The sequence below is a fragment of the Acidithiobacillus sulfurivorans genome, from assembly GCF_018853815.1.
Lineage (GTDB): Bacteria > Pseudomonadota > Gammaproteobacteria > Acidithiobacillales > Acidithiobacillaceae > Acidithiobacillus > Acidithiobacillus sulfurivorans.
Window position 1 is genome coordinate 1 of the sequence record NZ_JAAOMP010000032.1, and the last position, 4,603, is coordinate 4,603.

A 4,603-nucleotide genomic window follows, 5' to 3' on the forward strand; every position below is an offset into this window, starting at 1 on the left:
GACCATCAGCTAACTCCAATTCAGGGCACGACCGCTCCACAGCATTCTACCCCCTACCCACTCAATCTGACGAAGAGCCAAAAATATCAATCATGGGTACGGATATTTGCGGGTTGGAAGCTCTGGGCGTGGAAATCAGGCCAAGAATGCCCGCCGCGAGCAGCACAATCAGGAGCAGGGGGGCCAGGGGCGAACTGACAAAAATCTTCGCGATGGATCCTGCTACGCCCAGACTGCGCGAGGGTTTGGTTTCCGGGGTTTCCGGCTCAGGGGTTTGGCAACCGTTATGCATGGTGCTTACTCTCCGGAAGACGCGCTGGTCTGGAGCTGATAGCCGGACCCGATTCCGACGGGGGGATCATTGACGATGATCTGGCCCACACGCAGTCCGGCCAGCACCTGAATCTGCCCATCCGGCAAGGGTCCACCCAGGCGCAGCACATGCATTTCAGTCACCCCCTGATGATCCACCAGCACCGAGGGCAAAGAAGTCCCGGGAATGAGGGCACTACGGGGAATGGCTGGTTCATTCTGGGCAGAGCGGCCGTAGCTGGGCAGACTGATGGTCGCATACGCCCCAACGCGGATGGCGGCATTGCGGGGCAGACTGACCTTGACCGCCACTGTATGGGTTTGGGGATTGGCCTGGGGGGCTACATGGAAAACCCTGCCAGTCACCATGCCCGCGTTATCGCCCAGGTGGACGGGCAGGGATTGTCCGGGGTTCAGATTACCAGCCAGACTTTCCGGCACCTTGACCAGCAGTTGCTTGGGGCCACCACTGCCCAGCACCATGAGCGGCTGACCGGGCTGCACAATATCCCCCGGATTAACCTCTTTTGCGAGGACTACGCCCTGAAAGGGGGCGATGGAAACCGAGTTGTTCATCTCCGCCTCAATCTGGCGAATTCTCCAGGCTGAAGCCTCCAGCTGGGTTTGCGCCTTGAGGGCGGTAGCTTTCCGATTTTCCAGATTGGATTGATAGGTGGCCCAGGGATTCTGGCTGTTGCCCATCATGGCCTTGAAGCCCTGGCCCATCCAGGTAAAGGGGTTCATGAAAGAGGGGGGATCATAACTGTAAAGCTGGTATCCGTACTGGGAATAACCGTTGTGCAGGGCGACCTCATCGGCCTGATAGGCAGCAATAGCCTGGGCTTTCTGGGCAAGCAGCTGATCATCATCCAAAGCCACCAAAGGCTGACCTGGTGCAATGGGCATTCCGGCTTCACCCGCCACAAATTTGACCCGGCCAGGCAACTGGGCACGTAGGGTAACCGTAAACGCCGGGATGACCCGGCCCCCCAGCACGGGACCAATGCCGGGAGCCGTTTGCACTGTCACGAGGCTCGGCGCGGCCGCCAGGGCCGTGCCTAAACCCATGCCCAAAAGGAGCGGGCCGCAAACTAATGCACAACGCCAGGTGTTTGTTTTCATAGACAGGTTCCTTGCAGGTTTTTATGAGCCTAAGCAACGCCCAAAGTGTTTGCCTGTCTATTAGCAGAAACTGTGCCAAACAATAAGCGCATGTAAAATATGGTTTTTATAAAATCTCTAAAAATCACTGCAACAATTTAATTTTGTATCTAATTGTTAAATATACATTTTATTATGTTGAATCGTTGCAACGGAGCGTTGCAGTGCTATGCTGCGGCCAGCTTGTCCTTTTGCTGATCATGATGCCCTGGCTTTGATAGCGATGGGTACTGCTGGTCGGGCGGCCCCACCTGCTGATATTGTTGATGATTCACAGGCAATGATTACGGGAATCCAAAACATGACGAAGAATCTATCCTCCAGCACCTTGAGAATCGGGCGAACCGTACAACATGCGCCAGCCGTGGATATGGCAGCTATTCAGGCAGATTTTTCACCGTGCCGTACCTGGCGGTATGGATTGAGCTTGCCATTTCGTGAGCGCGAAGGCGCTATGATGACGGTTTTCCTCAAAAACCCTTCCAGTGCCAGCGAGCTCTCCGCAGATAAAACCGTACGCACGGCCTCGGAATATGTATGGCGCAATTTCCCGGAAAGTGGGGGGGTCTACATTTTGAATCTTTTTGCGCTCAGGGGTACAGACAGTAAAGAAGTGGGGAAAGCGTTGCTTGCGAATGGCGCGGCGCATGTAGTCGGCCCGCAGAATGACAAGGTCATCAAAACAACGCTTGCGGCAAGTTCGGGTGTGATTATCGCCTGGGGAGGGCATGCCGGTATTCCGGCATCTGCCTATGATCAGCGGGTGTGCAGTTGTCTGGAATTACTGGTAGAAAGCGGATTGCCGGTTTGGCGAAATGGTCGTAAAGGATCCGAAAAATATCCCTTTCATGCCTGCTATTGGGCTTATCAGGATGCATTGATTCCGCTTTCCTGATTTTACAGGGAAACCCGAATAATCATGACTGCCAGCGCGACGGTAATACCAAATAAAATAACGCCATAAAGACCATACAGGAATTTATGGACATGGTAGCAGCCTTCATCTACCTTCTTGACTGTGCGAATGAAATTGATACCACCGATCATCAGGTTGGTGATTCCAAGGACAATAAAAATAATGCCCATCCCTGAGAACCCTTCTCCAATAACCAGCTTAGTATGGAGCATGATAGAAAGTTGTTCCAGAAAAAAATCAAACTTTTCGATGACAAAGCCAAAAGCAATCAGACCAATACCCGTTCGCACCCATGCCAGAAAAGTACGTTCGGCGGCCATATAAATACGCGGATCAATAATCTCTTTTGCTGCCACGGGGGGTCCTTTTTCAATATGTTGCAGATCAAACATAAAATTCAAGCCTACCACAAAAACCAGAGCAATGGCGGGCCAAGTCAGTACATTGAAAAGCTCGGTAAAAAAATGGCCCAGTTTTGCGTAATGTAATGCCAGAAAGAGCACGGCTAGACGTGCTGAAACCAATCCTGTTCCGATCGATACAAACAGCAGCTTAAAGTAACCTAGATACGTGCGTTCCAGTGCCATGTACAATCGCGGTTCTTGTACGGTTGGCAGGCGTTTCAGGAACATCATGGCTGGGTTCACCGAATGATTGGATGGGTAGGATCAGGACGTTACATTATTGCGTGGGGCAGTCTATCGCGAAATACTCGGACCGTGAAGCGGTGTCGCAACATTATCTTAAAAAATGCCCCGCAGTTCTTGACGCGAACCAAAGGGAAGGCTAGGATACGCCCACTTTTCCCCGGTAGCTCAGTCGGTAGAGCGGGTGACTGTTAATCACTAGGTCGGCAGTTCGAGCCTGTCCCGGGGAGCCAAAAGAATCAAGCACTTAGCACAACTTGCTAAGTGCTTTTTTGCGTCTTAATTGACTTTTTTCCCAAATAATGCCCAGGCTGCGCTCAGATTAGGCGCCAGACCGGCCATTGCTGTTATCCGCCCAGCGCCCCGCTTCAATCTTCCCCTATGGCTACCCAAACAACTTTTGATTCGTAAATGTTAAACATCATAATCATCACCAAACCCGCCCGTGGTGGCGGTTCTGATGATGATTATTGCGGTAAAAAACCCTGCGTGTAGTATGCTAGAAGCTCATGCCTACTATGTGTTGCCCTCAGTAGCTTGCGTCATAGTCAATTTGAATCTGCAATGTTTATTCATTAAACAGGGGGCACGTTCATGAATCAGACCAAAATTCAGAAGTGGGGACACAGCATGGCACTACGCATACCCGCCACGACCATACGGAATTGGGGTGTCGGTGAGGGTCAAGCCGTCTCATTGGAGATCGAAAACGGCGCACTGGTAGCACGACCAGCACAAAAGCGTTACACCTTGGACGAATTGCTCTCGCAGTGTGACTTCACTCAGCCCGTAAGCGCCGAAGAGCGCGAATGGATAGATGCGCCATCAGCAGGAATCGAGGAGATTTGATGCGGTGGCCACGGCGAGGGGAAATTTGGCAGGCAGACCTCAGTCCGACTTCAGGCCGTGAGCAGCAAGGTCATCGCCCTATGCTGATCATATCGAGAGAAGCCTTCAATCGCTCTGGCCTGGTTTGGGTCTGCCCTATTACTCAAGGTGGCAATCAAGCTAGATTCGCAGGTTTTGCAGTTTCTTTGATGGGGTTACAACAGTTTCATTGAAACATATCCAAATCTAACTTATATTACCCATTATGCATAGGTATGTAGCGATAGGCGAAGCCTCTGAAGTGTTGGGTGTGTCGATCACGACGCTGCGCCGTTGGGAGGCTGAGGGTAGGCTAATCCCCGAACGCACGGCGGGCGGGCAACGTCGATACGATCTTGCCAAGATCAAGCCAGAGTTATTTCATGCCGCGCCCCAAGATCGTAAAACCATCGCCTATGCCCGCGTTTCCAGCCACGACCAGAAAGACGATCTGGAACGGCAGAAACAGGTGTTAGAACTGTACTGCGCCAAGCAGGGCTGGACGTTTGAGGTGGTGGCTGATCTGGGTTCGGGGATGAACTACAACAAGAAAGGCCTGAAGCGCCTGCTTGATGAAATTATTGAGGGTCGCGTGGGTCGTTTGGTCATTGCCCACTGTTAAACAGCGTGCAAAAGTTGCCAGAATTGGGTGGAAAACAGCGTTTAAATTGACCACCTGATAACCTGCCGGATTTGCCGG

7 protein-coding genes and 1 tRNA gene are annotated in these 4,603 nt (G+C 52.1%); 5 read left to right on the top strand and 3 right to left on the bottom strand.

The genetic code is table 11. From position 1 onward, the window contains the following. Nucleotides 1-61: 61 nt before the first annotated feature. Nucleotides 62-292, bottom strand: a complete 231-nt coding sequence (locus HAP95_RS03070; protein WP_226832495.1) for a hypothetical protein — start codon at nt 290-292, stop codon at nt 62-64. A 5-nt stretch (nt 293-297) separates the two neighbouring features. Beyond that, on the bottom strand, nt 298-1,434 hold the full coding sequence (locus HAP95_RS03075) for an efflux RND transporter periplasmic adaptor subunit (RefSeq protein ID WP_215882904.1): 1,137 nt from the start codon (nt 1,432-1,434) through the stop codon (nt 298-300). A gap of 208 nt (nt 1,435-1,642) precedes the next feature. Between HAP95_RS03075 and HAP95_RS03080 the strand changes: the two genes are divergently transcribed. Next, complete coding sequence (locus HAP95_RS03080) at nt 1,643-2,368, top strand: DUF1643 domain-containing protein (RefSeq protein WP_226832497.1); 726 nt, start codon at nt 1,643-1,645, stop codon at nt 2,366-2,368. Between the two features lie 2 nt (nt 2,369-2,370). Here the strand turns inward: HAP95_RS03080 and HAP95_RS03085 are convergent, their stop codons facing one another. Then, the gene (locus HAP95_RS03085; RefSeq protein WP_215882905.1) at nt 2,371-3,024 is read right to left on the bottom strand and encodes a YidH family protein; all 654 of its coding nucleotides are present in this window, start codon (nt 3,022-3,024) and stop codon (nt 2,371-2,373) included. Nucleotides 3,025-3,193: 169 nt separating this feature from the next. Between HAP95_RS03085 and HAP95_RS03090 the strand changes: the two genes are divergently transcribed. The 4 genes from HAP95_RS03090 to HAP95_RS03105 all read left to right on the top strand — a co-directional run bounded on the left by HAP95_RS03090 (nt 3,194) and on the right by HAP95_RS03105 (nt 4,525). Continuing rightward, nucleotides 3,194-3,269 (top strand) — tRNA-Asn (locus tag HAP95_RS03090). Nucleotides 3,270-3,630: 361 nt separating this feature from the next. Beyond that, nucleotides 3,631-3,885 (top strand): AbrB/MazE/SpoVT family DNA-binding domain-containing protein, encoded by a 255-nt coding sequence (locus HAP95_RS03095; protein WP_215882906.1) that lies wholly within the window; start codon nt 3,631-3,633, stop codon nt 3,883-3,885. Then, a complete protein-coding gene (locus tag HAP95_RS03100) occupies nt 3,885-4,097 on the top strand; it encodes a type II toxin-antitoxin system PemK/MazF family toxin (RefSeq protein ID WP_303646377.1) in 213 nt (70 codons plus the stop codon). The genes HAP95_RS03095 and HAP95_RS03100 overlap by 1 nt, the downstream gene beginning before the upstream one ends. Before the next feature lie 32 nt (nt 4,098-4,129). Beyond that, on the top strand, nt 4,130-4,525 hold the full coding sequence (locus HAP95_RS03105) for an IS607 family transposase (RefSeq protein ID WP_226832499.1): 396 nt from the start codon (nt 4,130-4,132) through the stop codon (nt 4,523-4,525). Nucleotides 4,526-4,603 lie beyond the last annotated feature (78 nt).

Excerpts from the sequence above, each read along its gene's own strand:
- HAP95_RS03075 (WP_215882904.1), bottom strand. The coding sequence starts at position 1,434 with ATGAAAACAAACACCTGGCGTTGTGCATTAGTTTGCGGCCCGCTCCTT.
- HAP95_RS03095 (WP_215882906.1), top strand. The coding sequence starts at position 3,631 with ATGAATCAGACCAAAATTCAGAAGTGGGGACACAGCATGGCACTACGC.
- HAP95_RS03100 (WP_303646377.1), top strand. The coding sequence starts at position 3,885 with ATGCGGTGGCCACGGCGAGGGGAAATTTGGCAGGCAGACCTCAGTCCG.
- HAP95_RS03070 (WP_226832495.1), bottom strand. The coding sequence starts at position 292 with ATGCATAACGGTTGCCAAACCCCTGAGCCGGAAACCCCGGAAACCAAA.
- HAP95_RS03085 (WP_215882905.1), bottom strand. The coding sequence starts at position 3,024 with ATGATGTTCCTGAAACGCCTGCCAACCGTACAAGAACCGCGATTGTAC.
- HAP95_RS03105 (WP_226832499.1), top strand. The coding sequence starts at position 4,130 with ATGCATAGGTATGTAGCGATAGGCGAAGCCTCTGAAGTGTTGGGTGTG.
- HAP95_RS03080 (WP_226832497.1), top strand. The coding sequence starts at position 1,643 with ATGCTGCGGCCAGCTTGTCCTTTTGCTGATCATGATGCCCTGGCTTTG.